The following is a 24,178-nucleotide window of genomic DNA, read 5'->3' as shown; positions in this document are numbered from 1 at the left end:
GCGGGCGTGGGTCAGGACGGGCGGTTGGCGTCGGGGATCTCCAGGTGGATGCCCCGTCCCTCCGACAGGAAGAGCAGGACGAACTTGCGGATGGCCTCCTCCACGGTCCAGGCGGCCGCGGGCACGATCGGCAGCGGGATCAGGCCCTCACGGAAGGCCACCAGCAGGGGCCAGGCGGCGCTGATCAGCGGCTGCCAGAACGGCTCCTCGTCCAGCCCGATCAGGTCGCCGATCCGGTCGCCGACCGTGTAGCGGGAGAAGGCGTTGATCAGCGGCCGGGTCAGGCCGGCGTCGAGTTCGGCGACGATGTCGAGGAGCACGTCGGTCAGTTCGACGCCCTCGGGGCTGGAGGCCAGGACCGGGTCGAGAACCTGCCTGGACTGGGCATCGGCCTCGTCCCAGGAGGCGGGGATGTACTCGTCCAGGATGCCCATCATGTGCGCGGTCACCTGCCACACGTGCAGGAAGCCGTCCGACTCCGCGGCCGAGATCGGCACCCGCCAGTCCTTTAGCTTGCGCATGACAAACGTGGGCAGGCTGTGCCAGGTGACCATCATGTCGGCCTGGCTGATCGGGATGGTCTGGCCGCCGCTGGTGTGGGACCAGCCGGGAGACTGCGGCAGCAGGTGCCGCACGGCCGCGTGCACCAGCCGGGTCTTCACGGCGGTGACGATCATGGAACCCTGCGGCTGGTAGGCGTCCAGGTCCCCGACGTCGTACCCGAGCTTGGCGGTCTTGGCGATGCGGTCCTTCATGTCCGCACCACCCTTGGAGTAGTAGACGGCGCGCGCCTCCCGGGGGATGGCGGTGCTCATCAGGCCGCTGCCCAGTCCGTACAGGGCGCCGGTGTAGATGCCCTTCTTCGTCGTGAAGCGGGCCGCCGCCCGGAGCTTGCCCGGATCGGCCCAGGAGGGCATCCGGCGCGCCTTCTCCATGAAGTCCCGCAGATCCGCGGGGAGCCCGTCCGGCAGCGGCTGGTCGTTGCGGGTCCACTGCCGCAGCAGCTCGTTCACCTTGGGCACGTCGCCCCGGTCGATCACGGCGGCGAGCACGGGATCGGCCTCGTCGTCCCACACCCATTCCGGGTCGAGGCCCGCTCCGCTTCCTGCCACCGAACCGCTCGGCGCCCACGTCCACAGGGGGCGCGCCTGGGCGGGCGAGGCCGCGCCGAGCGCGCCGAGCGCGCCCAGCGCCCCGCCCGTGATCAACATTCTGCGCCTGCTGAGACCGTCCATTGTCGTGAACTCCTCCTCGAGTTCTTGCTGTCGATGGAACCGTGATCGATCAGCGCTGACGACGCGTGCGCCGGGGAGGACCCAGGCGCACGGTTTCCTCGACCGGGTGCGGTCGCTCGGACGTCGCCTGCGTCGTGGTCGTCGCCGTGCGTCAGGCGGGCCGGTCGGTGTCGCGGATCTCGACGCGCGCGCCCTGGCCCTCGGTGAGGTGGAAGAGGATGTACCGCCGGGCAGCCTCGTCGATCGTCCAGGCGAGCGGCGGTACGAACGGCAGCGGGGCCGGCTCCGTGCGGAAGGCCACCGGCTTTCACCTCCTCCCGGAACAACTCGTGCGGAATGCCGTCCCGGTCGGCGACGGCCCGCCATTCGGCCGCGGAGACCGGCACCTTCCACTCGCGCGGCTTCCGCATGGTGCAGGGGGTCGGGCTGTGCCAGGTGGCCGGCGTGCACGCCTGGCTGATGGGGCGTCCGGCCGCGCTGGTGTGGGACCAGCCGGGAGACCGCGGCAGCGGGTGCCGCACGGGCGCGTGCACCAGCCGGGGTCTTGACGGCCTCCACAACGACCTTGCCGTCGGGACGGCAGGCGTTCAGGTCCCCGACGGCGAGGCGCAGCAGGCCGGTCCTGGCGATGCCGGCGCCGCCCTTGGAGTAGTACGCGCAGCGCGCCTCCCGGGGGATGGCGGTGCTCATCGAGGTACATGCCCCTGGACTGGCTGGTGTCGAGCTCGTCCCGGTCTGCCCGCGAGGGCAGCTGCCGCGCCCTGTCCATGAGGCCCCGCAGGTCGGCGGGGAGGCCGTGCTCGGCGCCCCGGAGGCCCCTGACTCCCCGCCCGCGACCGACATCGTGCGGTTGCTGCGTCCGTCCATTGCCGCCAACTCCTCCTCGAGTCGGGTAGCTGTGCGGCTCTCATTGATACGGTGAAACATGACTCTGTTCTTTGTATCGCCAGGAGAGCACAAACGAGAGGTGAACGCCAGAGGCTTCACAGAATCAGGGGGCGGATCGTGGAGCCCGATCATTCGGCCGTCGAGGACCCCGCCGCACTCCCCGTCGCTGCTCGGCGTCGCGTCGCCGGCGCCGCCGACGGTGCCGACCAGGGCGCTGGGTGGTCACAGTCCCGCTCGATGTCGCCTGCGAGCAGGTCTGACGCTCGGGGATGGGCCGTCCGCGACGGCGGACGTGGCGCGCTTGGCGGGCGCGGTCGGTGACGGCTTCTCCGTCGAGTTCGGCATGTTCGAGTTCAGCATGTTGACGTGAACGGCCCACCCGTCAGTTCAGCCGATGGCCGGGCCGCGGTGTTCGGCGGAACCCGGTCCCTCGCCGGACGGCCGGTCCCGGGTTGTGTCCACTCCGCCCCCTTCCAGCGCCTGGACGATCACACCACCCGTCACGGCCTCGGCCTGGGCCTGGCCATTGCCCGCGGCTTCACTGAAGCCATGAATGGCACTGTCACCCCCGGCGGCAGCCTGACCATGACCCTCACCATCCCCACAGCACCATGACCCGCATCCTCATCGTCGACGACGACCCCCACCCGCCGCGCGCCCTGACCGTCGCTCTGACCGCCCGCGTCTACCACACCGACGCCGCCCCCGACGCCACCACCGCCCTGCAGGGCGCCGCCACCGCCGCCCCCGACCTGGCCGTCATCGACCTCGGCCTGCCCGACCTCGACGGCATCAACATCGTCGAGAGCCTTCGCGGCTGGTCCACCGCCCCGATCATCGTCCTGTCCGCCCGCCACGACGAAGCCGCCAAGATCAACGCCCTGGACGCAGGCGCCCACGACTACGTCACCAAACCCTTCGGAATGGGCGAACTCCTCGCCCGCATCCGCGCCGCCCTACGCCGCGCCACCCCCGCCGACGAACAGCCCCTGATCACCACCGCGGCCTTCACCATCGACCTCGCCGCCAAACGCGTCACCACCGCAGCCGGCGAAATCCGCCTCACCCCCACCGAATGGCAGCTGCTGGAAACGGCCCACGACCAGGCCCACTGCCACGCTTTGGGGACCGTCGGCAGCGGGCCGACTTGCTTCGGGCGGCCGCCGCACACCGCCAGAGTGTCCACGGCGGCCGGAGAGCAGGGTGCGTGGAGCCAGTCCTATCAGCGGCCTCGTCGTCGCCAGGGCCGGCCCGGAGGGCATCCACTCGAGCCTCCGCTGGGCCACAGCCCTCGCGGGCGCAGACACCCTGACGGCGGCTGCGCGCGGCGGCACGCAGTGGATCCTCACGACCGCCCTCGTCCTCTTCGGCCTCGGCTTCACCGTGTACCTAATTCGGCCGGACTCCTCGTCCAGCTCTGCCCCCCGCCGCCCTACAGGCGCGGCGCCGGGCAGGGGGTACCGTTCCGGCATGACGCCAGCGCCGCCCCGATTTCCGCCGTACCCCATCCGCGGCGTGCACGTCCTGCACCAGAAGCTGAACTGCGCACCACACTTCGCAGAGATAGAGGTGGATTTCGAGCCCGCAGTCGAGGGCTTCGCCTTCGAGACAGCCCAGGACCTGACGGTGGAGTACGAACCCGCCGAAGACATCCCGCGCTTTCTTGCGGCCGCCGCCGCGGGGATCGAGGAGCAGCTGAGCTCGCCCGAGTACGGAGTCACGATCGCGACCCGGGTGGTGCTGAGGCGTGCCCGCGCCGACACGTTCGGCTCTCACGAACCGGCGTTCAACATCGCGGGCCGCCTCGCCGCCCGCAAGGCCTTGGAACGCACGGGTCGCCCCCGACCCTGAACAGCCCCGCTGCTCGAAAGCAGGTGGCCCACCCCGCCCCGCCGGCCGCACCTCGAGCGACAACAGGGCGCTGCTGCGGGTTTCTGCCACGGTTCCCTCAACGGTGCTTACTACTTCGAGCTCGGACAAGCGCGTGCACCCGCACACGTGAACAGGAGGGCGGCAGCGGACTATGTGATCGGGTGCGCGGAGTGCAGTGTCCAAGGCTTCTCGCCGGTGAGGGCAGATCTCCTTGCTGCCATTCCACTCTGCCTTCTCCTGCGGGCGGGACGGAAGACCTCACGCAGGAGGAGACGGAGAATCCGCACGTAGACGACGTGAACTCGACTACTTACAGGGCCCTGTGATCAGACCGCTGGCGTCCGAACAAAGACGAGACAACGTGAGTCGGAAAGAGCCATCACACCCCAGCACCACTGCTTTCCGCTCCCAGACTCCATGTCCTACTAACCTCCAGGCACACTATTTCGACGATAGACCTCACCACTTCCAGGGAACCCGGTGCCGAACGACCCGAAACCCCATACCGCACAGTGGGAAGGAACGCAGCGATGGAAGAGCAGACCCAACGCCACGGCCAGGGTCAAGCGATGTGCAAGGCCTGCGGTAGCCGGCCCGCCGACCCGGCCGCAGACGGGGCCATGCTGTGCGGGCACTGCGCTGCCGCACTGGAACTGCCGGAAGCCTCGGGGCTGGTCGAGGACGAGGGCGCCGCGGTCCGGCGCGCGTTCGAAGACCGTGACATGCGCTCAGAGCGCTGACGCGCACACCTGACGCATCCATCACACCTGGGCGCACCGCAATGACGATGCCCCTCGTCCTTCGCGTCCCCGTCCTATTTCCGCCCCCTCTGCTGGAGGTCGAGGAGGACAAGGGCCGGGAGGGGGTAGTCGGAGAGGCATGAATGGCACACGATCCCGACAAGACAATCAAAAGGCGCAAGAAGCCCGTGCCCGGGGGACCATGCGAATCTGGCGGTGGGCCAGGTGGGTGGCGCTCGTCCTTGCGGTCAGTTGGGCGGTGAACTGGGTCAGCAGTCTCCTCCAGGGCGAGCAAGGGCGGGAGGTGTGGTGGCCTCTGGCCAGTACCGTCATCTGGGCAGGGCTGACCGCGTACGGCTTCAGGACCTACCGCCGGATCAGGACAAGGACTTTGCCGGCCATCACCGGCCGCCCGCCTGCCTGACTACCCATCACCGGCACTGTCCTTGGCCGCTGGCCCGCTTCCTGTCCCCTGCCCTCTGTCACCTTTCGGCACCCGGACCGGATCCCTTTCACGGACAGAAGCCCGCACGAGCGGACGGGACCCCGGGAAAGGAGACTCGATGCAGCAGCGTTCAAGCACACGCACCCCGCCGTCATGGACCATGCCAGGCGCACCGTGGAGGGCCTGGCTCTACTGGCCGATGCTCTGTATAGCCATCGGACTCCTGGCCTGGTGGGTGATCGAAGGCTCCAGCGCAGCGAGCATCGCCTTGTCTTCCTGCCATGTCCTGGTGTGGGTGTGTCTTCTGCTCGCCAACCGATCTGCTCGGCGTAAACACTCACAGGTCTGACAGGAGGAGTACTAGGGGGCTGATTTTCCCCCACGGTCGTGTCTGGATTTCATGAGTGTTGGTACTCATGCGTGACCGTCTTCCCGTGCGTCATTCCAAGGGTTGTTGGCGGTGGGATGCGTGAGACTGCCAAGGTGCTTAACGGTCTCCTCTTCGCGGTCACTCCGTGGTTGGTCTTGGTCGTAATGGCTCTGTTCCTCATTCCTGGACCAGTTCAGCGCTGGGGAACGGCGTCCTTGGAGCGCTTGTGTCGGCGTACGCCCGAATGTGCGCAGGTGCGTACAACGCTATGTACCCATCATTCGAATCGTCGGGGGTTGGTCGCGTTGGGCCCGCCCGTGCCTTCGTGCGGTGCCTGTGGGGGCGGCTCCTAGCGTCGCGAGGGGCGCAACCAGGTCTGTTGCCGTCGTGCAGCACGCCAGGCAGCCGAAGCTGCCTCCAGGTCGTCGCGGGTGCGCACGGTGTGCGGGTGCTCAGGGCCCAGCACACGGACGCGGTCAGCGAGGGTCTGTCGCAGCAGGCGTACCGCCTCTTCTTGCTCGCCCATCCTGGCTAGTGCGCTGGCGAGGTTGTGGCGGCTGGTCAGGGTATCGGGGTGGTTGAGGCCCAGCACACGGATGCGGTCGTCAACGGTCTGCCGGTGCAGGCGGACCGCCTCCGCATGTTCGCCCATCCCGTCCAGGGTGAGAGCGAGGCTGTCACGGCTGGCCAGGGTGTGCGGATGCAAGACTCCCAGCACACGGGCGTGGTCATTAAGAACCTCTTGCAGTAGCCGTTCCGCTTCCGCATGCTCGCCCATCCTGGCCAGTGCGCTGGCGAGGTTGTGGCGGCTGAGCAAGGTGAGGGCATGTCCGGGGCCCAGCACACGGATGCGGTCGTCAACGGTCTGCCGGTGCAGGCGAACCGCCTCCGCATGTTCGCCCATCCCGTCCAGGGCGAGACCGAGGCTGTCACGGCTGGCCAGGGTGTGCGGATGCATGACTCCCAGCACACGGGCACGGTCGGCGAGGGTGTGCCGCAGCAAAGACACCGCTTCTGCATGCTGCCCCGTCCCGTCTAGGGCACAGGCGAGGTCATGACGGCTGATCAGAGTGTCAGGGTGCGCGGGGCCCAGGACACGGCTACGGTCCTCCAGGGTCTGCCGGAGCAGCAGTATCGCCTCAACTGGCTCGCCCATTCCGAACAAGGCGTTGGCCAGGTGGTTGCGGCTGGTCAAGGTGTCGGGGTGCTGGGGGCCCAGGGTGCGGCTCTCGAAGTCGAGGAGGCGTTCGTGGAGCAGACGGGCTGCACTGAAGGCGCCAGCGTGCTCCAGTACTTGCGCGAGCGTGCCGAGAGCGGTGCGGTGATGTGTGGAGAAGCAAGGGTCCGGGAGGTCGAGCAGCATTGGCAGGTGAGGGGCGAGGAGTACGGCGGCAGGCCAACCGGCGCGCCCCTGCTCGTCTACCTCGTGCACGGCCGCGGTCAACCGCTCGGCAAGGGCTCGGTGCCACGTGGCGAGATGGGATGCCTCGGCCGCTAGAGCGACGGCATTGATCTCTCGGATCAAAGGGTGCAGCACCACCTGCGCCGGGTCGCTGATGCCCGATGCCTGCCCGGCGTTGCCGGGAGGGTAAGGAAGGTCAAGCAGGCCATACCGGTGCAGACCTGCAAACGCAGCCTCCAACGCTGGGACGGTGACGTCGTCTCCCGTGACGGCAGACAGCAGGTCCGGGGTGATGAGGGACAGCGGGACGGGAGCTTCGGCCAGTACGGCTAGTAGTCGCAACACGGGGCGGGCCAAAGCGTTGCCTTCCCGGGCGAGCTGGTCCAGGGACACCTCCCAGGTGTGCCGCACCACAGTGCGGGCGACTCGCGGATGAGAGGCGTCCGGGTGTTCGGCTCCCAGCAGGAGGGGTAGTTCACGCTCCAGGGCCTGGCGGTAGGTGGTGAAGGTGCGGTAGCGGCTGGTAGGCCCGGCCAGGTAAGTACCGGCCGCGTGCAGCGCCAGCGGAAGCCCGCCCAGCCGCATGGCCAGGTCCCGAGCCTGCTCGGCTGTGCCAGCTGCGGGAGCAGCGTCGACCAGGATCTGGCCTGCAGGCTGTGCGGGCAGCGGCTTCAAGGGCAGTAGCCGGGCACGCGGCCCCCATGTCTGCGGGCTGCAATCTCGGCTAGTCATCACCAGCAGGCCTCGGCCGTGTGGGCGGATCCAACCGCGGTAATCGGCCAACGGTTCCCCTGCCGGGCCAATCTCTTGCGGCTCGTCGGCGTTGTCCAACACCAGCAGCCACCGCCGGGCCCGGCCCAGCTGCCGCCACACTACATCGGGCAGACTCGCCCGCCCGGCCCGCGCGGACTCCAACTCTGCCTCGGGCAGCCCACAAGCCAGTGCCGTCTGCACCATCTGCTGCGCCAGGTCGGCGGAATCGCGCCAGCGCACCCAAAACACTCGCCAGCCCGCCGCGTCGGCCTGCGAGGCGAACTGCGCGGCTACCGTTGTTTTGCCCATTCCGCCAGCCGCGCACAACACCGCGAACCGTCCTCGTGGCCGCCGCAGCATGCCTGCCAACTCGGCCAGCTCGGTTTCGCGTCCGCGCACGCGCTCCACATGTGGGGGGCGCAAGGAATCCTGCTGGCCCCTCGCCGGTCGGCCCACCGGTCCCAGCCGCGCTGGCGGTCTTGCTGCAACATCCAGCCGTCGGGTCCACAACATCAGCCCGATGCTGGCCACCACCAGCACGGCGAACAGCGGCCAGATCACCCACGCGTGAGCCGCCCATCCTGGCACGGCGGCACTGGCGTAGTTGGTCACCAGCCCCAGCCCCGCCGCCACGACTGCAGCAGTCCCCGTCACGGCCGACCCAGCCCACGCACCCTGCCTACGCCGCATCGTCGCCACCCCCGGTCCACCGTCATCAGCATGCCCTAAACCGAGACCACCTGCGCAGGAGGTTGAAAGACTGGGGGTCAAGCTGGTGAGGCGCCCCTCTCTCACGACCAAGCACACCCGTTTCGAAAGAGCCGGCAATCAGGTAGCCCCGGTGCCGGGCGGTATCGAACTTGCTGGGTACGTAGCCGCGTACCGGGCTGGGTACTTTCACGCGAACGCAGTCGCACCAGGTGCAGCGAACGGCTGCAGGCACGCCAGCCTCCTGCAGTCGACGGGCCGCGACAACAGCCGTGTCGAGCGGGGCCTTCTCCAGAACCGCCGCAGGAGTGCTGCCCAGAAGAAGCTTGCTCCGCCACAGGCTCAGTCCGGTCACCGCTCCGACTGCCCGCAGAGCTCTCTGTCCTCCGGTCCCGGGCTCGGTCACCAGCACGGTGAACTCTGGCACCTCCATGGACGCATCTCCTTCGGCGACGGGACAGCCGCCCTCAGTATGTCGCCGGAGAGATCCGTCAGCCCATCAGTTTTCAGTGGCTGCTCAGCTGCAGCACGTCGGCGCCTTCGCGAACTCCGACCGGAGCTGAGCTGGCTTCAACGCTGCCGTTGGTCGGGTGACGTCATCTCTCGGGTTCTGGCTCACTTTCCGTGAAGGGCTGACCGAGTGTGATGTCAGTGGTGTGTGGTGGGATGGCCGGACCTTGCTGCCGCGACCTGCTGGGAGTCCGCCTTGATGCCCGTGTACTCGTCCCTGACCCACGCCCTGGCCGAGGCTTTGGTCGATGTCCTGTGGTTCATCGAGGGCTGTGACGACGAGCAGATGGATCCGGACGACGCGGTCAAGGTCCTGGAAGGCGTCGGCCACCTGGTCAGCAGGCTGTCGAGTGGTCAGCGGAGCGAGTTCGTCGATCTCCTGGGGAGGATGGCTGAAGTCGAGTCCGACCCGGCACGGCGGGCGTTCCTGGAAGGGTTTCCGGAAGGCTTCGGGCTCCTTGATGACGCGGTCTGACCTGGGGCTCACGAGTAGAGCAGGACGCGCTTGCGCAGGAGATTAAAGCCAACCCGGCCGAACATCCGGCGCTTCAGCATCTTGATCCGGTTGACGTGTCCTTCGACGACGCCGGAGTTCCATTGGCAGGGTGAGGCCGGCGATGACGGCATCGCGGTCACGGTCGATGCCAGCGGCAAGGGTGTGCAGGCTGGGGAGGTCGTCTTGCCGGACGGCGTCGAGCCACTGCGGCAGCCGTTCGCCCTGGCGCTCGGTGAGCATCTGGCCGATGGACCGGATGTGACCGGTGAGGGCGTCGAGTTCGGGGCAGTGGACCAGGACAGCCTTGAGCCGAAGGCGGTCGGTCTCTGCCAGGGACTCGGGGCGGCGGAGGATCCAGCCGGCGACGACGCGGGGTGACGGCGGCCGAGCGGTGACGGGGCCGGGAGAGAGAGCCGCTTCTCCCGGAAGTAGGCGCGAACGCGCTGGTAACTGCCCTGATAGCCGAGCGGCACAATTTCCTCCCATACGGTCCAGGCGTTCGTGCAGCCCTGATTCCAGCGGTCATCCAGGTAGGGCTTGAACGCATCGAGCTTGGACGGCCGCCCCTGCCACTGTCCGTGGAAAAGGTCTTCCGGTGTCGCTGCGTCGGCGAAGAGCTTCACGGTGCGGGATGTCAGGTGGAGATGGCGGCCGATCGCCCTCCGGCTGAGCCCGGCGGCCAGCAGTTCGTGGATGGCCGCGTGCTTGGCACGGGTGCGGTCGGCGAAGCGGTGGCCGGTGGGCCAGGGCGAGCCGGTCGGGTCTTGGACGACCGCCTCCACCGAGATACCGGCGGAGACTGGATGGCTGATCATGACCATGGACCTGCGCTGGCAGGACGGACAGTGGTGCATAACCGGCATGAAGCAGAAGGACGGTCCTCAGCCCAGGCACCGAAGCCGCCCGTGACTTTGCAACCGTCCCCGTACGATGACCGCGTGACAGCCCGCCGCACCCTTGGCTCCGGCCCCCAAGCCGCGCACACCATCCGCGCCGCCCAGGCCGACCTGATCGACGACCTACCCGGCATCCAGCTCCCGGACGTCGCCGAACTGCGCGCCCGAGGTGTACTCGGATCCGCCACAGCGACGTCCCCCGCCCCGCGGCGGGCCCTTGGAGCTGGCGGCCGGGCCGAGGAAGAGCCTCCCGCCTGAGTTACTTACCGGCCGGCTTCGGTGTGCTCACGAATTCCGTGGGCCACATCGAGCAAGGCGTAAGCGACAGCAGCCAGCCCTTCTCCGATGGCGTCGGTCTGCTGGTCTTCCCCCTCCCGGCCCCCTGCTGTGTCCGCCCTGCTCTCCGCCTGATCGCCCCAAACGCTCTTCTCTGGCGTCCGCTCACCTCCCCGTGCCACCGGCCTGTCCGACGGCCCTTGCACCCTCCCTGCGAAGGGGCGAGCGAACCGCGAATCTGAGCCAGAACATTCGGGTCTGCCCCGGACTCCTACCTCGTGTCCGAGGTAGGAGTCCCCTTGCCGGTACGGATCCGGCGTCGGAGCTGGTCGCGGATGTAGGTGACGACCCCCGCCCGCTTCCACCCTCAGAAGAAGGGGGACGAAGCAGTAGAACACCAGGGCGAAACATCGTGGCAGAGCCTGCTCGCCCGGCTGGTGGAGGTGGTGCAGGAGGTGAGGGCCTGGGCCGCTCGCGGGGTGGGTTCACCAGCAAGCTCCACCAGAGCGCGGACGGCCGTTGCCGCCCGCTGTCCTTGGTCGTCACCGGCGGGCAGCGGGCGGACTGCACCCAGTTCCAGGCGGTGCTGGGAAAGATCCGCGTTCCGCGGGTCGGTCCGGGCCGGCCGCGCTCGAAGCCCGATAGCCTCGCGGCCGACAAGGGATACAGCAACGGTCCGTGCCGCGAGTACCTGCGGCGCCGGGGCATCCGGCACACGATCCCGGAGAAGTCCGACAGCCAGGCCGCCCGCATGCGCAAAGGCTCACGCGGCGGACGCCCCCCGGCTTTGACGGAGAGCGGTACAAGAAGCGCAACACCGTCGAACGAGCGATCAACCGGCTGAAGCAGTCCCGGGCCGTGGCCACTCGCTATGACAAGCGCGGCTACGTCTTTCTCGGCACCGCAACCACCGCAGCTCTGCTCATCTGGCTTCGGAGCTGAGTCCCGACCTCACAAAGCGATTGGCCGATACCTCAGGGCCTGATCGACTACCTCATCAGCCGAAAGCTCCCGCTCCGGCGGCCAGAAGATCAAGTCGCTGACATAACCGGACGGGCATGCCAGGGCTCTGTCGAGCGTGTCCAGCCAACTGTCCGCCTCGTCGTCTGAGGCGTAGTCCGCTTGCATGATCCGCTGCACGAGCGCGACAGCATCCGCGCGACTCATCTCCGCAGCACTCATCAGGTCCCTCCGCCGGTCACCCTAACGGGACAAGTGATCGCCCGGACAGCTCCTAACAAGTCCAGCCTGCCGACACGCGGCGTTCCTGGCCCTGCTGGGCGAGACGAGCGCTCTGGGGGCGGCACCCGGTCGGGGCGAGGGTGCTGGCCGGGGTGCGGCGGCTGCCGGCGCTGGCGCGGCGGCGGGTGAAGGACAAGCCGCTGCTGCCGCGCGAGGTGGACGACAAGCTCGTGCCGTCCGCGTTGGCGCAAGGCGGTGTACGCCAACCCGGCGCTGCCGGCGGGGTCGGTGAACCGGGCCCGTACGTGGTGTGCGTGCTGGAGCAGCTGCACCGCGCCCTTCAGCGCCGGGATGTGTTCGCACTGCTGGTCCGACCCGCGGGCCCGGCTGCTGGACGGCAATGAGTGGGACGCCGTGTGCGAGGACGTCCTGGCCGGCCTGAACCTGGGCATGCCCGTCGAGGAGCACCTGGCCGCGCTGGTGACGGCGCTGGACGCGGCGTGGAAGCAGAAGACCTCCTCTTGAAGGCCCTTGACCTGTACGCGCAGAGCTTCCACTCCGCGGCCTCGAAGTTCGCCGAGGAGCAGACGGCGCGCGGCGCCGTCGAGGCGTTCCAGCGGTCGACCGCAGTACTGTGCACCGGCCCCCCACGGCTGCCTGCTCGTCCAGGGCGCACTTGCCGTCGGAGACGCCAGCGAGCCCGTCCGCCGGGCACTCGCCGCCTGCAGAGCCGCCATCCTCGACGCCATCGCTCAGCGCCTGCGGCAAGGAGTCGACGACGGCGACCTGCCGGCCGACACGGATGTCGCCGACCTGGCGCGCTACGTGATCGTCACCAGCAACGGCATCGCCGTCCAGGCCGCTGGGGGCGCCACCCGCGACGAACTCCTTCGATCCATTGCCGTCGCCATGCGTGCCTGGCCCGCAGCCCGGTGACCCTGGCACCGGGAGCCGTCGCCCGACCGTCGTGCGAGCCTGGCAACGGCGCCTCTCACAAATGACCGTTTATGCGAAGACCGCACGAGGCTCCGGTCAGCTCGGCCGCGCGTAGTCCGGCCACAAGAGCCCGACCAGTCGGCGTGCGTCGTACCCACCTCGGTGTCCAGGTCGACGAGCGCGTGGGTTCAGCCGGTGGAGGACACCAGACCGACCCGGTAGGCGAGGACGACGGCCTGGACTCGGTCGCGCAGGCCGAGTTTGGCCAGGATCCTCGACACGTAGGTCTTGACCGTCTCGGGGGTGATGAAGAGCTCCGCGGCGATCTCCGCGTTCGACAGCCCCTCAGCGATCTGCCGGAGCACCTCCAGCTCGCGCGGGGTCAGCGCCCGTACCACGTCCTCCCTGGCCGGCCGGGAAGTATCGGCCGGGCGCAGGTGTTCGGCGAAGTGGCCGATGAGGTGGCGGGTGACGGCGGGGGCCAGCAGGGCCTCGCCCCTGGCGACCGTCCGGATGCCGTTGACCAGCTCCGCCGGGGGCGCGTCCTTGAGGAGGAAGCCGCTGGCCCCGGCACGCAGCGCGTCGTAGACGTAGGCGTCAACGTTGAAGGTCGTAACGACCAGCACCTTCGGCGGTGCCTCAGCGTCGGGACCGGCCAGTTGCCGGGTCGCCTGGATGCCGCCGAGCAGGGGCATCCGGATGTCCATCACCACCACGTCGGGACGCAGGCGCCCTGCGGCCTGGACCGCCTCGTGCCCGTTCTCGGCCTCTCCGACGACCTCCATGTCGGGCTGGGCGGAGAAGATGGTGACGTAGCCGGTGCGCACCAGTGCCTGGTCGTCGCAGACGAGCACACGGATCGGTGGCGGCGCATCGCTCACGGGGTCACTCCGATGCGGGCTTGGACGGAATTGTGGCGTGGACCTCGAACCCGCCTTCGGGCCGGGGTCCGGCCTCCAGTTCACCATTGACCATCCGCGCCCGTGCACGCAGCCCCGCCAGTCCACGCCCGCCCGCAAAGTCCGGCTTCCGCACGGCAGGTGCGGTCGCCGGGGAGGCGGTGGGCCCGTCAGTGGTCACCTTGATCTCGATGCGCTCCTCGCCGTGCCGGACCAGGACCCGTGTCGTCTGCCCGGCGGCGTACTTCATCGCATTGGTGAGCGCCTCTTGCACCACCCGGTACGCGGCCAGCTCCACGTCCACGGATTGCGCTCGCCGCTCGCCCTGCTCGCTGAACTCGACCGGCTGCCCCGACCTGCGGGCCTGTTCGACCAGGTCCCCAAGCCGTCCCAGGGTGGGTGCCCGGTCCGCGCGCGCCGAGTCCGCGGACGTTGACTCGCCGGTCGCCTCCAGCACGCCGAGCAGGTATCGCAGCTCTGTCAGCGCCCGACGGCCGGTGTCGCTGACGGCCGAGAGTCCCTCGCCGGCTTTGTCCGGCGCCGAGGTGAGCAGGAACTGTGCCGCGTCCGCCTGGACCACCATGGCCGTCACATGATGGGTGACCACGTCGTGCAGCTCGCTGGCGATTCGTGCCCGCTCTGCGGCCGTGGCCACTTCGGCGGCCAGCCGCCGCCGCTGCGCCTCTTCCGCCCGCCGTGTGCGCACGGTGCTCCCCACCAGCCAGAACGCGGCCAGAGTCAGATAGTACGCGAGATAGTCCGCGATGCCCTGAGGCGAGCCGAAGCGGTCCAGGACGAGGGCCAGCACGGCATAGCCCGCACTCACCACGCCCGCCAGACCATGGCGGAAGCGGACCTGGTGGGCTCCGGCCGAGTACAGGGCCAGATACAGTCCCAGACTCCCGAACGTCGTCGCGTAGCCCAGCGCCTGGTACGCGGCGAACGCGCCCGCGACGACAGCCAGACAGCCCGCGGGCCACCGTCGGCGGGCCGCCAGCGGCAGGGTCTGGGCAAGAATCAGCCCGACGCTCAGCGCGCTCGTCGGCCGCTCGGGCAGATCCCCGATCTGCGCTCCGATGTTGGACAGGGTAGGCACGAAGGCCAACAGGGCCAGCACCAGGGCGAGGACGCCGTCCTTGAGGAAGGCGTCCCGCTCCTCCCACCAGCCGAGCGGCGCCCGGAGCAGCGCACGGCTCCAGGGCGCGTGAGGGGACATCACTACCGTTTCCTCCGGTCAGCCGGCCTGAGTGTGTGGTGCGGATCGACGGGGCAGCAGACGGCTGCCGCGGCGGGCGAGGACGAACATCCGGACGGCGAGCAGCACACCGATGACGACGGGCACCAGCGCCGCCTCCAGGCCGAAGCCACCGCCGGTCAGCACAGTGGAGCCATGCACGTCGACGGTGAACAGGCCCTCGGAGGTGTGCCCGGAGACCGGGATGCCGAGCAGCTGCTCGGTGGTGTTCCAGGCGAAGTGCAGGCCCGCGACGAACCAGATGTTACGCCGCCACAGGAACGCGGCGCCGAGCATTACGCCCGCCTCCAAAGCGATTGCCAGCGCACCCCACGCACTGGCTCCCGGAGTGCCCAGATGGGCGATGCCGAAGAACATCCCGGTGATCACGATGGCGGCCCGGCTGCCCCACAGCTGCTCCAAAGCCTGCAGCGCGAGACCGCGAAACAACAACTCCTCGGTGACCGCGGTGCCGATCTGCACCATGACCGCGGACCAGACGACCGCCATGAAGCCATGGCCCGCCCAGGAGAACGAGTAGCCCCCGAACGCCGTAATCAGTAAGGCGGACACCATAACGAAGCCCAGGCCGATCGCGCCGCCCAGCAGCGCCTCCCGGCCGGCTCCCCGCCGGGCGATCTCCGGCGTCGAGCGTCGCGCGACACGGCGCATGACCAGCCAGTACACGGCCACCGCGGCCACCGCGCCCAGCACCGGAACCGGACCAGGACCCGTGGCGGTCAGGCCCGAGACCAGGCCGACGCCGACCAGGCCCGTCAGCATCCAGCCGAGCGGAGAGCGGACGATCCGGTCGAGACGACCGTCGCGAGCGTCGTGACCGTCGGGGCCCGTGTCCGGGCGGCCGGGGCCTCCGGCGTGCCGTGCGGTGGACGTTGTACTCATCGTGGCCTCCCCTGTGGCGGTCGCACAGGCTGCGACCTGACAACCACGCTAGGAATCCGGCGCCGTCCGCGAATCACCCGCACATGGACAGCTCCTGTAGCTCTCGCGGGGGATGCGCCCCGAAAAAGGGTCAGGTACCCGTACGAGAGCCGGACACCATGACGCGGCGGCGAGGTCACAGCTCCACCAGCGAGTCGGTGATCTCTGTTTCCCGGACGTGGCACAGCGTCGACAGCAGCGGGTACCGCACCGGCCCCGGCTGCCGCCCGCAGGTCCGAGCCCGGCGCCTCGATCACGACTACACCGGCAGGCAGCCTTGTTCCCTGAGTCGTCACAACCCGTTTAGCGCTGCTGCGCGGGGCAGGCACGCTCGGCAGCATCCTGGTCGAGGTGCTGGCCGTCGGCGTCGAAAGGCCCCGGCGCCGTGCCTTGCCGGGGGAAAAGCCCTGGACGTCCTTCACTCCGCCCGCTCATCGCGGCCTGGTGCCCTCTTTCGAACCGCTGGTGCCCCTTTCGGACGCGTGCGTCGTACGGATGTGAACTGCGCGGAGTCCCTCTGCCGGGCGAGGGAGAGGACACCGTTGAGGACGGGGCGCAGTTGCCCCGCCCCGGTTGGGCGGGGCAGGGCGGCGGTGGCGCCCGGCATGAGGTCACCTGTTCGGCGTAGTCGGCCGGGCGCCTTGTGCCGTGATCGCCCAGCATCGGTAGGGAACAGCCGCCGTGGTTCGCTCCCTGTGTGCCGCCGGGCTGAGAGGTGGTCGTGATGAGCCAGGGCTTGATCGTGGTGGATGTGCAGAACGACTTCTGCGAAGGGGGCAGCGTTCCCGTCAAGGGAGGGGCGCGGATCGCCGCGGCGATCGCGGACCTGGTCGAGCGGAGCGCGGGGCGTGAGTACCGGTACGTGGTGGCCACCCGGGATCATCACATCGATCCGGGCGGCCATTTCTCTCAGACTCCTGACTTTCAGGACAGCTTCCCCGTCCACTGCGTGGCAGGAGACGAGGGAGCCGATTTCCATCCCCATTTCGCGCCGGTCGTCACGGACGGCAAGGTGCATGCTGTCTTGTTCAAGGGCGCCCACAGTGCCTCCAAGAGTGGCTTCGAAGGCGCGGACGCGGAGGGCACCCCGCTGGCGGACTGGCTGCGCAGCCGCGGGGTCGAGAAGGTCGATGTGGTGGGCATCGCGACGGATCACTGTGTACGCGCGACCGCCCTGGACGCCGTCGCGGCAGGCTTTCGCACGCGCGTACGTCTCGACTACTCGGTCGGGGTGGCTCCGGACACGACAGCTGCCGCCCTGAACGACTTCCGCCGGGCCGGCATTGCGGTTTCCGGCAAGGTACCGGCACCGGAATAGTTCTTCGGGCATCGGTTGCCCGGGATCACCCGCCCGGTGGTTGGGGAAGATGCGCGGTGAAGCGTGCGCTGTGCCCTCGCGGACCTGATGCCGTCCCGGACGTCCCTTTGGCTCTGTGCTGTCTCTGCATGCTTGGCGAGCTGGAGCAGGTCGGCGCGCACGGGTCGGGTTCGGTGATCGGTGGCAGGGGAGTCGTTCATCGCGGTTGCTCTTCTGGGCGGTGTACGCCGGTCGCCCCTGGCGCAGGATGACGACGCAGATGGCGCGGGTGTTCGAGCCGTGTCCTGGGGTGGTTGCGCAGGGGTGATGCTCTGCAGGCCAAGGCTTGCGCAATCACCCGCTTCTGGCATGGCGTGGAGCCTGCGGGATCGGTGTCCGCGCACTACGGAAGCCTGTACCGACGTCACCGGCATCACCGGCGTCGCGGTCGGCGAGACCCAGTGATGAAAGCCTCGACGATCGCCTACAAGCCGGTCGGCCTCGCTCTCGCGCCGTCAGCGGCATGCTCGCCTGAAACCTGTTCAACATTGACGTACCAGGCCCCTGCGGCCTGGTACGTGGGCGTGCACGATCGAGAACAGGCAGCGGCGAAGCGGGAGTTTCAGCGATATCGCCAAGCGCTCACCGCGCCGGCCATGCGTTGCAAGCGGCACTGTTGGATCTGGAAGGGTATCTGGAGCACTGGCGATGGCGGGAGTGATCGAGGGGGCCGGTGACCTTGGTGACCTCACCGTCCGCGTTGTGCAGGTACTTGGTGGCGTCGCCGTCGGGGTCGGTCGGTCGTGTTCCTCGAGGGCGCCGGCGTAGCCGAACCCGAGGCCGTCTTGGACGACCCGCAGTGGGTGGAGTGGCGCGGTTGCCACGCCCACGAGTTCCACGCCGCCTGAGTGCTGAGGCTGCTGAACACACTCGGTCGGGTGAAGACACCGGATCACCGGAACTCTCGCCAGACATCACGGCGTAGTGCCGAAACATGAACCCGATCAACGAGACGCACGTGAACGAGCCGGGCCTGGTCGTCGTCGACGTCGCGGCCGCCGACGACGCCACCGCGCTCGCCTTTCAGCATCTGCTCGCCGACCGGTGGGCGACGGCCACAGCGGAGCAGACGACGCGGGACGCCGGTCAGCCCGGCGTACGGCTGCGCTGCTACCTGGACCTGTGCCAGCAGCTCACGGCAGCCGCCGTGGCCAACCCCACCATGGAGCCGACCACGGCCCGGTCCTAACTCAAGGCAAGGTGTCGCCTTCGCCGAACAGCGGCACCTCCTGGACGTCGACGTCCGCGCGGATGAGGTGGGGGCGGGCCGGGTGCCGCCAGCGTCCGGCGCTGTCGCGGGCGACGTCGACGTGGTTACGCGCGCCGGTCGGCCATGGGCCTTGCTGCCGCTCTGCTGACGCCTCTGATGAGAGGGCGGCGCATACCTGTCACGGCTGGAGCCGCCGTTGCCTCGATGTGGCAGGACGTGCGGGAGGTGTAGGGGATCACCAAACGTTGGGAGTGACGGGTACCGTCCAGAGCTCGTCGTTGGTGTGCTGGGGGCTCTCCAGGCTCAGTGCGTTCCAGGTACCACCGTCACCGAGGGTGCTGGTCTGCCTCAGGACGGTGGAGATGTCGTCCCGGGGGTGGATGGAGACCGTCCCGCGCGGCGCCCAGACGGGCGCCGACCGCAGCTCGAACTGCTGGTTCGTGGCGTTCGGGCTGCACGGCGCCAGGGTGACGACCCATGGGCCGTATCGTTCCCAGTCGCCACCGGCTGCCGGCCTCGGGCTGCGGGTCCAGCAGGTTCCGTGGGTGGTGCTCTGGATGCTGTAGTACCTGCCGTGCTCGCGTGGAGTGAAGGTCCAGCTCCTGTCGGACGAGCCCGTCCAGTTCGCGTCGGTGAACGCGGCAAGCACCTGCCCGTAGTTGCCGTAGGTTCCGATGTGCCGGCCGGTGCTGGCGTTGCGGACTTCTCCGGTGCCGCCTGACACCTCGGCCGCTGCGGATGTCGCAGTGCCCAGCACGCCACCCAGCGCGGCACACACCGCGGCCGCAGCGACAGCCGTACGGCGCCACCGCCGACGGCTCGGGCAGGCGGCAGCCCTACTGGCGGCCTCGGTCATGGATCGGCGTACACGCATGATGTGCTCCTTCGCAGAGGACGAATGGGATGCCCGCAACCTGTCCCGCTCCACCCTCGTGACACGCCTCAACGCTTCAACCATCCGATCGGGCGATCACTTTCCCGCCACTCATGCGGGCCCGTTGGTTGAGGCAGGGTCGGTCGAGCTGCCGGGCGCTTGTGCACGAGGCGAGGAACGGGGGGCGGGAAAGGGTCCCCGCAGAAGTAGAGGCCTCGTTGAGGCTGGGCGTCCATGGCCGGTGCTCGCCGACACGGCCGGCCTGGACCTGGAGAGGCGTCGCCGGGCTGGTTCAGGAGCTCGTTGCCGTGCAGGCCGCGACGGTGGTGAGCCTGTTGTGCGCGCACCGACAAGGTTGGGCAGCAGGCCCCTGGGGAAGCTCCGTTTCTGCGGGCCGTCGACTGAAACCGAGTCCTGTGACGTGGGCGTCCGCTGTCCGGGAGCAGGGGAAGCTTCAAGGGGGTGGAGTCAATTCATGGTGGAACGACGTATGCCTGTTGCGACGCACTGGGGCAGTTTTATCGCGGTGGTCGATTCCGGTCGGTTGGTGCGCATTGAGCCGAGGGGCGATGACCCCGCGCCGTCGCCTATCGGCCCCGGAATGGTGACAGCCGCCGACGACAGCGCTCGCGTGTTGCGCCCCGCGGTGCGCAGGGGTTGGCTGAACGGCCTGCCGCGCGCCCACGACACGGCCCGAGGCGCGGACGCTTTCGTGGAGGTGAGCTGGGACGACGCGATCACGCTGGTGAGCGATGAAATCCGCCGAGTGCGTTCACAGCACGGAGACAGCGCGGTATTCGGCGGATCCTACGGCTGGGCGAGTGCGGGCGCATTCCACAACGCGCAGGGTCAACTCCACCGGTTCCTGGCATTAGGCGGGGGATACACCGACTCCCGCAACACGTACAGCACCGCGGCCTTGGAGGTCATCCTCCCCCATGTGATCGGCGGGCATCCGTGGAGCTACCAGTCCCGGATGCCGATGTGGGACGAGATCGCCGAGAACTGTGAGCTTGTGGTGGCGTTTGGAGGGCTGGCCCTCAAGAACAGCCAGATCAATCCTGGTGGGCTGGCCAGGCACCAGACGCAGAACCTGCAGCGCCAGTGCCGTGAGGCCGGGGTGCGGTTCGTGAACGTCAGCCCCATCCGCAGCGACACCGCGGGCTTCCTCGACGCCGAGTGGCTGCCCATCACCCCCAACACCGACACAGCGGCGATGCTTGGCATCGCCCATACGATGCTGGTCAACGGCTGGCACGATGAGGACTTCCTCCGCCGGTGCTGCATCGGCTTCGACCGCTTCGCCTGCTACCTGACCGGCGAACTCGACGGCGTCCCCAAGGACGCTGCCTGGGCAGCGTCCATCACGGGCATCAGCCGCGACGCGATCACCGACCTCGCTCGCCGCCTCGCCACGCAACGTTCCCTCATCATGGTCAACTACGCGGTGCAACGGGCAGACCACGGTGAACAGCCGATCTGGATGTCTGTCGTGCTGGCCGCCATGACGGGCTCGATGGGCCGGCCCGGCTGCGGTTGGGGCGCAGGCTACGCGACGATGGACGCGACCGGTGTTGCCAGGGGCCGCCCCGCCGTGGCGTCGATCCCCGGCGTACCCAACCCTGTCCCGGACTTCATCCCTGTCGCACGGATCGCCGACACCCTGCTGCACCCGGGCAAGACCATCGACTACGACGGCCGACGCCTCACCTTGCCCGAGCTCCGTCTGGTCTACTGGTGCGGAGGGAACCCGTTCCACCACCACCAAGACCTGCATCGGCTGACCCGAGCCTGGCAGACCCCTGACACGGTGGTGGTTCACGAAGCCTGGTGGAACACCACGGCCAAGTTCGCCGACATCGTCCTTCCCGTCGCCACCAGCTTGGAGCGCGACGACTTCACCGCGGGATTCTGCGACCCCCACCTCGTTGCGATGCCGAAAGTACGCGAGCCGGAGGGCGAGTCGCGCACCGACCACCACATCTTCGCCGCCCTGGCCTCCCGGCTCGGATACGAACGCGAGTTCACGCAGTCGCGCTCCGAGCTCGAATGGGTCCGGCACCTGTACGAGCAGACGAGAGCCGAACTCGGCGATGATGCCGCCTTGCCGGGCTTCGACGACTTCTGGCGAAGCTCCACCGCTGAGCTGCCGGCGTTGAGCGGACCGTTGCCCGGCAGTTTCGAGGCACTCCGTGCAGATCCGCAGCGTTTCCCCCTTCCGACACCGTCGGGCAGGATCGAGATCTTCTCCGAGGAGATCGACTCGTTCGGCTACGACGACTGCGCCGGGCATCCGACGTGGTACGAACCCGTTGAGTGGCTCGGTGCCGATCTGTCGGCCCGATTCCCGCTGCATCTGATCTCAAATCAGCCCGCCTCGCGCCTGCACAGCCAGTACGACAACGGCGGCCACAGCCTCGGCTCAAAGATCCGTGGCCGCGAACCCATGACGATCAATCCGCTGGACGCAGCGTCGCGCGGCATCGAGAACGGCATGATCGTACGCGTCTACAACGACCGGGGCAGCTGTCTGGCGGGAGCCGTCCTGTCGGACGACGTCATGCCGGGCGTCGTGCAACTGTCCACCGGAGCGTGGTGGGACCCGGTCCAGCCAGGCCTGAGCGGAACAATGGACCGCCACAGCAATCCGAACGTCCTCACTGCGGACCGGCCGTGCTCGCGCCTGTCCCAAGGACCGAGTGCTCTCAGTGCGCTGGTCGACGTCGAGCTCTACGGCGATCCCCTTCCCGAGGTGCTCGCCTTCACGCCACCACACCTCGAACACTGACACGAAAGCCTCCGGCCGCTCCCGGGCCCATCTCGGTGTTCGCCATCGTCAAGCGCATAGCAGGCCGGCCTGACCACCAAGACGGGCACGTGCCCGTTTGCGAATATGTGATCACGTGACTACGGTGCGCAATCGTGACTGCACTTCAAGACCTCAAGTACGGCCAGTGGTTCAGGGGCGCCGACGTCGACGGAGACGGGTTCATCACCCAACAGGACGTCCGAATGATGAGCGAGCGTTACATCGCCGCCCGCGGCACCCCGCCGGACTCCGCGACCGCCCGCCTGCTCACCGACGGCATGGACGGGTTCTGGACGAACGTGATCGCCCCCATGGATCAAGACGGTGACGGAAAGGTCGATCTGCGGGAGATGACCGAAGGATTCAGGCGAGTCCTGACCGACCCCGCCCTGTACCCGGACCAGATCGAGCCGGTAACCAACGGCTTCTTCGACCTCGTCGATCTCAACGGAGACGGCAAGATCGACCAGGCGGAGTTCCAGCAGATGTTCGACTCGGTCGCCGGCGTTCCCAGCGAGGACTGCGCCGCGGTCTTCGCCGCTTTGGACCGGGACGGCTCCGGTGCACTGGATCGCGCCGAATTCCACCAGGCAGTCGCGGAGTTCTTCTACGGCAACGACCCGGACGCCCCCGCCAACCACCTGTTCGGCAGGGTCGCCGGCTGACCGTTCCAAACGTCGGCGAACACGAGGCCGCCCCGCCGTATGGGCCTGGCCCGGACGTGGACGGTGTCGAGCACGAGGCGGGTGACGTCGATGAGGTCGGTCGCGCAAGATCGTGCGCGCTGATCACATGATGACGTCCGCGATCTCCTCCATCGGCACGAAGCTCGCGGCCGGAGGCGGGCGCTGACTATGCGGATGCGGCGGGCGAGGCGCTGGCGGCCCCGTGGACGCTCTGCCCGGAGACGACCGACCCGGCGACGGCCAAGGAGTGGCTGACGTCCTGGACGCAGGTGCCGGGCGTCGAAGGTCTCGTGATCCGGGGGAGCGGTCAGCGGTATCTGCCGGGAGTCCGCGCGCTGTACAAGGTGCGCCGCCGCGATACCACCGAAGCCGTGGTGGGTGCGATCACCGGCACCGTACGGCGGCCGCAGACGCTCGTGCTGGGCCGCCTCGACCAGACCGGCACGCTCCGGCTGGTCGGGCGCAGTACGCCGCTGCGGCCGGACGCGGCGCGGGACCCGGCCGAGCGGCTGACGCCCGCAGGACCCGGCCACTCGTGGGAGGGCGTCCGGTTCACGACCTCCTGGGGGTCGCGCACGCCGCTCGACGTCGTGCTGGTCGAACCGCAGCTGGTCGCCGAGATCACGGTGGACACGGCGCAGGAGCACGGCGAGTGGAGACACCCGGTGTGCTTCGCACGGCTCCGGCTGGACGTCGCGGTCACGGACGTCCCGCCCTTCGGGGCGGGCGCCGAGCCCGCCAGCGGCTGACCCCCTCGGCAACCGGTTCTCGGTGAACGCGATGTCCGCGATCAGCACGAAGGGCCGGATGCACTTCCTGGTGTTCACCGCGACCTTCGACGCCGACGTGATGTGCCGCTTCCTCGACCGGCTCGCAGGCCGCTTCGACCACAAGGTGCACTTCGTCGTGGACGGCCACTCCGCGCACTGCTCCCGCAAGGTCCGCGCCTGGCTGGCCGATCATCCGGACCGGATCGAGCTGCACTTCCTGCCGTCGTGCTCGCCGGAGCTGAACCCCGAGGAGCTGGTCAACGCCGACCTCAAACGGAACCTGCCGATGCACAGCGGGGCCCGCGACCAGGCCCAACTCGCCGCCGAGACCCGCCGGTTCTTTCACCGACGCCAACGCCAGCCACACATCGTCCGCGGCTACTTCGGCGGTCCGCACGTCGGCTGCATCCTCGAATAGAACCCTTTGAGTTTCGAATCAATAAGCTGGCTGGGTGTCCGAGGACGATGGGCGGGCTGTGGAGCGGGTCTGCGAGGGCTGTGGTGGACGGCTGAGGCCGGATTCTCAACTCCGTGTGGTGTTCTGCTCGGCGGCCTGTCGTTCCAGGCAGTGGCGACTGATCAACTGGTGTCGGCCCTCACCACCGTCCGGACGGTCTGACCGTGCTGACGAGTGGGCCTCCGGTCTTGTCCGCGTACGGGCTCCTCTCCAGGAGACGTAGCGCCCACA

General features: G+C 68.7%; 19 protein-coding genes and 4 pseudogenes. 14 read left to right on the top strand and 9 right to left on the bottom strand.

The window, feature by feature from the left end; genetic code table 11:
- Positions 1 to 11 precede the first annotated feature (11 nt).
- Together ACIBBD_RS35180 and ACIBBD_RS35175 are read right to left on the bottom strand one after the other, a co-directional pair.
- Positions 12 to 1,235, bottom strand: a complete 1,224-nt coding sequence (locus ACIBBD_RS35180) for an oxygenase MpaB family protein (protein ID WP_399423637.1) — start codon at positions 1,233 to 1,235, stop codon at positions 12 to 14.
- 151 nt (positions 1,236 to 1,386) lie between these two features.
- Positions 1,387 to 1,536 (bottom strand): hypothetical protein, encoded by a 150-nt coding sequence (locus tag ACIBBD_RS35175; RefSeq protein ID WP_399423636.1) that lies wholly within the window; start codon positions 1,534 to 1,536, stop codon positions 1,387 to 1,389.
- A 1,198-nt stretch (positions 1,537 to 2,734) separates the two neighbouring features.
- Here ACIBBD_RS35175 and ACIBBD_RS35170 point away from each other — a divergent pair.
- The 3 genes and pseudogenes from ACIBBD_RS35170 to ACIBBD_RS35160 all read left to right on the top strand — a co-directional run.
- A pseudogene (locus tag ACIBBD_RS35170) lies at positions 2,735 to 3,214 on the top strand (response regulator); the annotation flags it as partial.
- Positions 3,215 to 3,593: 379 nt separating this feature from the next.
- Positions 3,594 to 3,974 (top strand): hypothetical protein, encoded by a 381-nt coding sequence (locus ACIBBD_RS35165; RefSeq protein WP_399423687.1) that lies wholly within the window; start codon positions 3,594 to 3,596, stop codon positions 3,972 to 3,974.
- 551 nt (positions 3,975 to 4,525) lie between these two features.
- Positions 4,526 to 4,735, top strand: a complete 210-nt coding sequence (locus ACIBBD_RS35160) for a hypothetical protein (RefSeq protein ID WP_399423635.1) — start codon at positions 4,526 to 4,528, stop codon at positions 4,733 to 4,735.
- Positions 4,736 to 5,899: 1,164 nt separating this feature from the next.
- Here ACIBBD_RS35160 and fxsT read toward each other — a convergent pair.
- On the bottom strand, positions 5,900 to 8,317 hold the full coding sequence (gene fxsT / locus ACIBBD_RS35155; RefSeq protein ID WP_399423634.1) for an FxSxx-COOH system tetratricopeptide repeat protein: 2,418 nt from the start codon (positions 8,315 to 8,317) through the stop codon (positions 5,900 to 5,902).
- Positions 8,318 to 9,122: 805 nt separating this feature from the next.
- Between fxsT and ACIBBD_RS35150 the strand changes: the two genes are divergently transcribed.
- Positions 9,123 to 9,398: a hypothetical protein gene (locus tag ACIBBD_RS35150; protein ID WP_399423633.1), complete on the top strand. Its 276-nt coding sequence runs from the start codon at positions 9,123 to 9,125 to the stop codon at positions 9,396 to 9,398.
- Positions 9,399 to 9,406: 8 nt separating this feature from the next.
- Here ACIBBD_RS35150 and ACIBBD_RS35145 read toward each other — a convergent pair whose 3' ends face one another.
- Positions 9,407 to 10,240: a hypothetical protein gene (locus ACIBBD_RS35145; protein ID WP_399423632.1), complete on the bottom strand. Its 834-nt coding sequence runs from the start codon at positions 10,238 to 10,240 to the stop codon at positions 9,407 to 9,409.
- Between the two features lie 117 nt (positions 10,241 to 10,357).
- Between ACIBBD_RS35145 and ACIBBD_RS35140 the strand changes: the two genes are divergently transcribed.
- Both ACIBBD_RS35140 and ACIBBD_RS35135 read left to right on the top strand, forming a co-directional pair.
- Positions 10,358 to 10,573, top strand: coding sequence for a hypothetical protein (locus tag ACIBBD_RS35140; protein ID WP_399423631.1), 216 nt, complete (start codon positions 10,358 to 10,360; stop codon positions 10,571 to 10,573).
- Between the two features lie 475 nt (positions 10,574 to 11,048).
- Positions 11,049 to 11,533, top strand: a pseudogene (locus ACIBBD_RS35135) (IS5 family transposase); the annotation flags it as partial.
- Positions 11,534 to 11,542: 9 nt separating this feature from the next.
- On the opposite strand, the gene ACIBBD_RS35130 reads toward ACIBBD_RS35135, so the two are convergent.
- Positions 11,543 to 11,773, bottom strand: a complete 231-nt coding sequence (locus ACIBBD_RS35130; protein WP_399423630.1) for an e9imm peptide — start codon at positions 11,771 to 11,773, stop codon at positions 11,543 to 11,545.
- Positions 11,774 to 11,855: 82 nt separating this feature from the next.
- Between ACIBBD_RS35130 and ACIBBD_RS35125 the strand changes: the two are divergent.
- Together ACIBBD_RS35125 and ACIBBD_RS35120 are read left to right on the top strand one after the other, a co-directional pair.
- Positions 11,856 to 12,283: pseudogene (locus ACIBBD_RS35125) on the top strand (Tn3 family transposase); the annotation flags it as partial.
- Between the two features lie 21 nt (positions 12,284 to 12,304).
- The gene (locus ACIBBD_RS35120; protein ID WP_399423629.1) at positions 12,305 to 12,709 is read left to right on the top strand and encodes a TetR family transcriptional regulator C-terminal domain-containing protein; all 405 of its coding nucleotides are present in this window, start codon (positions 12,305 to 12,307) and stop codon (positions 12,707 to 12,709) included.
- Between the two features lie 188 nt (positions 12,710 to 12,897).
- Here ACIBBD_RS35120 and ACIBBD_RS35115 read toward each other — a convergent pair whose 3' ends face one another.
- The 3 genes from ACIBBD_RS35115 to ACIBBD_RS35105 are packed head-to-tail and all read right to left on the bottom strand — an operon-like array spanning position 12,898 to position 15,745.
- Positions 12,898 to 13,590 carry a response regulator gene (locus tag ACIBBD_RS35115; RefSeq protein WP_398963723.1) on the bottom strand — a complete coding sequence of 231 codons (693 nt, stop codon included), beginning with the start codon at positions 13,588 to 13,590 and terminating at the stop codon, positions 12,898 to 12,900.
- 4 nt (positions 13,591 to 13,594) lie between these two features.
- Complete coding sequence (locus ACIBBD_RS35110; RefSeq protein ID WP_399423628.1) at positions 13,595 to 14,824, bottom strand: sensor histidine kinase; 1,230 nt, start codon at positions 14,822 to 14,824, stop codon at positions 13,595 to 13,597.
- Positions 14,825 to 14,842: 18 nt separating this feature from the next.
- Entirely contained in the window at positions 14,843 to 15,745 is a 903-nt protein-coding gene (locus ACIBBD_RS35105) for a lysostaphin resistance A-like protein (protein ID WP_399423627.1), read from the bottom strand.
- Between the two features lie 763 nt (positions 15,746 to 16,508).
- On the opposite strand from ACIBBD_RS35105, the gene ACIBBD_RS35100 reads away from it, so the two are divergent.
- Both ACIBBD_RS35100 and ACIBBD_RS35095 read left to right on the top strand, forming a co-directional pair.
- Positions 16,509 to 17,102, top strand: coding sequence for an isochorismatase family protein (locus tag ACIBBD_RS35100; protein WP_399423626.1), 594 nt, complete (start codon positions 16,509 to 16,511; stop codon positions 17,100 to 17,102).
- 973 nt (positions 17,103 to 18,075) lie between these two features.
- Positions 18,076 to 18,330: a DUF6207 family protein gene (locus ACIBBD_RS35095; RefSeq protein ID WP_399423625.1), complete on the top strand. Its 255-nt coding sequence runs from the start codon at positions 18,076 to 18,078 to the stop codon at positions 18,328 to 18,330.
- Between the two features lie 256 nt (positions 18,331 to 18,586).
- On the opposite strand, the gene ACIBBD_RS35090 is transcribed toward ACIBBD_RS35095, so the two are convergent.
- Positions 18,587 to 19,225, bottom strand: a complete 639-nt coding sequence (locus ACIBBD_RS35090; RefSeq protein WP_399423624.1) for an RICIN domain-containing protein — start codon at positions 19,223 to 19,225, stop codon at positions 18,587 to 18,589.
- A 475-nt stretch (positions 19,226 to 19,700) separates the two neighbouring features.
- Here ACIBBD_RS35090 and ACIBBD_RS35085 point away from each other — a divergent pair, with 475 nt between their 5' ends.
- The 4 genes and pseudogenes from ACIBBD_RS35085 to ACIBBD_RS35070 form a co-directional block, all read left to right on the top strand.
- A complete protein-coding gene (locus ACIBBD_RS35085) occupies positions 19,701 to 22,013 on the top strand; it encodes a molybdopterin-dependent oxidoreductase (protein WP_399423623.1) in 2,313 nt (770 codons plus the stop codon).
- Positions 22,014 to 22,147: 134 nt separating this feature from the next.
- Positions 22,148 to 22,699 carry an EF-hand domain-containing protein gene (locus ACIBBD_RS35080; protein WP_399423622.1) on the top strand — a complete coding sequence of 184 codons (552 nt, stop codon included), beginning with the start codon at positions 22,148 to 22,150 and terminating at the stop codon, positions 22,697 to 22,699.
- Between the two features lie 311 nt (positions 22,700 to 23,010).
- On the top strand, positions 23,011 to 23,469 hold the full coding sequence (locus tag ACIBBD_RS35075) for a hypothetical protein (protein WP_399423621.1): 459 nt from the start codon (positions 23,011 to 23,013) through the stop codon (positions 23,467 to 23,469).
- Positions 23,470 to 23,473: 4 nt separating this feature from the next.
- Positions 23,474 to 23,908 (top strand): annotated as a pseudogene (locus tag ACIBBD_RS35070) (transposase); the annotation flags it as partial.
- Positions 23,909 to 24,178: the final 270 nt, after the last annotated feature.

Origin of the sequence: Streptomyces sp. NPDC051315 (assembly GCF_044455165.1) — a bacterium.
Lineage (GTDB): Bacteria > Actinomycetota > Actinomycetes > Streptomycetales > Streptomycetaceae > Streptomyces.
Note: the sequence above shows the minus strand (reverse complement) of the source record. Positions and strands in the feature narration are given on the sequence as shown.

Coding starts and splice junctions, on each gene's coding strand:
- ACIBBD_RS35180 (WP_399423637.1), bottom strand. CDS start 1,235: ATGGACGGTCTCAGCAGGCGCAGAATGTTGATCACGGGCGGGGCGCTG.
- ACIBBD_RS35165 (WP_399423687.1), top strand. CDS start 3,594: ATGACGCCAGCGCCGCCCCGATTTCCGCCGTACCCCATCCGCGGCGTG.
- ACIBBD_RS35160 (WP_399423635.1), top strand. CDS start 4,526: ATGGAAGAGCAGACCCAACGCCACGGCCAGGGTCAAGCGATGTGCAAG.
- ACIBBD_RS35150 (WP_399423633.1), top strand. CDS start 9,123: ATGCCCGTGTACTCGTCCCTGACCCACGCCCTGGCCGAGGCTTTGGTC.
- ACIBBD_RS35145 (WP_399423632.1), bottom strand. CDS start 10,240: ATGGTCATGATCAGCCATCCAGTCTCCGCCGGTATCTCGGTGGAGGCG.
- ACIBBD_RS35130 (WP_399423630.1), bottom strand. CDS start 11,773: ATGAGTGCTGCGGAGATGAGTCGCGCGGATGCTGTCGCGCTCGTGCAG.
- ACIBBD_RS35110 (WP_399423628.1), bottom strand. CDS start 14,824: ATGTCCCCTCACGCGCCCTGGAGCCGTGCGCTGCTCCGGGCGCCGCTC.
- ACIBBD_RS35105 (WP_399423627.1), bottom strand. CDS start 15,745: ATGAGTACAACGTCCACCGCACGGCACGCCGGAGGCCCCGGCCGCCCG.
- ACIBBD_RS35100 (WP_399423626.1), top strand. CDS start 16,509: ATGAGCCAGGGCTTGATCGTGGTGGATGTGCAGAACGACTTCTGCGAA.
- ACIBBD_RS35095 (WP_399423625.1), top strand. CDS start 18,076: ATGAACCCGATCAACGAGACGCACGTGAACGAGCCGGGCCTGGTCGTC.
- ACIBBD_RS35090 (WP_399423624.1), bottom strand. CDS start 19,225: ATGCGTGTACGCCGATCCATGACCGAGGCCGCCAGTAGGGCTGCCGCC.
- ACIBBD_RS35085 (WP_399423623.1), top strand. CDS start 19,701: ATGGTGGAACGACGTATGCCTGTTGCGACGCACTGGGGCAGTTTTATC.